Annotated in this window: 1 protein-coding gene; it reads right to left on the bottom strand. The window is 61.2% G+C overall.

What is annotated here, in order from left to right; all coding sequences use genetic code 11:
• Window positions 1-65: 65 nt before the first annotated feature.
• Window positions 66-1,580 (bottom strand): ISNCY family transposase, encoded by a 1,515-nt coding sequence (locus ACM43_RS09685; protein WP_271539863.1) that lies wholly within the window; start codon window positions 1,578-1,580, stop codon window positions 66-68.
• Window positions 1,581-1,667: the final 87 nt, after the last annotated feature.

The raw sequence follows: 1,667 nt of genomic DNA, 5'->3' as shown, positions 1-1,667 counted from the left end.
GAGGCCGGGTGCGGAGATGGCCGGGGTTTCGGAGCGCCCGGCCTCCTCCGCTGGCAGCCGCTACATCATTGCGTTGTCGTGACCTCTGACCTTGGTGGCATTTTCTCCGTAGGAGCGAACAGCAGCGCATTCGCTTGCTCGCTGCGCCAGGATTTAAGCCGCCGTTGAAGCGTTCGAAGAAGCTTGTTCGGGTAGGCTCCAGGATATTTCACCTGCAGGCGGGAGAGCAGTTCGCTGCCAGTCCGCCAGGGCTCGGCTTCAAACCATTTTCGCAAATCTGGCGTTGCGCGAATGAGCGGGTCGGGACGACGCCGGCCTCTTTTCGCCTTCACGATTGGCCGATCCGTCGGTCGCATAGCTCCGTCCTTCCAGGCCGTTCGCAGGCATGCCAGGAAGCGATCGGTCGATTGCGATGCCGCAGCAGGATGGACGATTGGTTGGGTATCCGCGAGGGCCGCGAGGCGCTCCTGCGCGTCGCGGATGTCGCGCAACAACGCGACCGGATCGAGAGCGGCATAGATTTCTTGGAGATGGTGGCGGACTGCGTCAGGCGTGCGGGCGTCGGCGGCCAGGCGCTGGTGGGGTGTTGCCGGCGCGCTGTATGTCTTGCGCACACGAGCACCGTCGCGCTGCTTGGCTATCAGCTTGAACGAGGGTTGGAAGAAGTTTACGAACAGCCGCGCTGCTCGATAGAGTTCTGCCAGCAGCTCGGCCGCTTCCAGGCCTTCGAACCGACGATAGCCGACCATCCTGCGCACGACCGCGCCGTTCTTCTGCTCAACGAACGCCTGGTCATTCTTCCGGTAGGGACGGCAACGCGTGAAGACAATGTTGGCTGCCTCGCAATAGCCTTTCAGCGTCTCGTTCATGAACACCGTATCATTGTCAGTATCGAGGCCGAGCAGCGCAAAAGGCAAATGTTTGCGCAATTCCGTCAGCACCGTGCTCAACAGCGTCTGTTCACGCACGATCAGGGGAGCGCACTCTGTCCAGCCAGTAGCAATGTCGGTGAGCACGAGGGTCTGGATAAAGCTGCCGCGCGCAGATGGTCCGCTATGCGCTACAAGGTCAGCCTCGACGAATCCTCGCGCCGGATCGTTCCAATCCGCCGACGTCCGTATTGGAACACTGCGACGCAGAGAATGCGCTGTGTGCCGCCGGCGCTTGCGACCCAATTTTTCTCGGATCGGCACCAATACGCGGTCAATCGTCGCAGCGCTCATCGCCAAAAGCTTGGCGCGGATCTCGGGGGCAAGGTCGAGGTGGCCATGCCGTTCCATCGCCTCTATCAGCGCAGGCATTAACGCCTTCAGCCGCTTCCCGCAGATCCGGTCTGACGCTTCCCAAAGGAGCACGAGCGCGTTGTGTTCTGCCTCATTATAGATCCGACGTCGCGGCCCTCGGCCTGGGCGTGCGTCTTCCTGGCCTCGAAGTAGTCGCATCGCATGCTTGCGATGAAACCCAGTGATGTCGACGAACTCATCTAATATTCGTGCCTTCTTCGCGCGATCCGAATGCCGATAACGCACGCCTGCCGCCGCCGTCAGTTCCTTCCGCGTTGCCATGCTCAGCCGCCCCATCTGCGCCCCCGCTCGTCCCCGATTAGGGGAGCAATTTACGTGAGGCAACGGCTCAGCATCCGGTAACAATTAAGGCGAGGCAATGCG

The sequence above is a fragment of the Bradyrhizobium sp. CCBAU 45321 genome, assembly GCF_028128975.1.
Taxonomy (GTDB): domain Bacteria; phylum Pseudomonadota; class Alphaproteobacteria; order Rhizobiales; family Xanthobacteraceae; genus Bradyrhizobium; species Bradyrhizobium yuanmingense.
Note: the sequence above shows the minus strand (reverse complement) of the source record. Positions and strands in the feature narration are given on the sequence as shown.

Excerpts from the sequence above, each read along its gene's own strand:
- ACM43_RS09685 (WP_271539863.1), bottom strand. The coding sequence starts at position 1,580 with ATGGGGCGGCTGAGCATGGCAACGCGGAAGGAACTGACGGCGGCGGCA.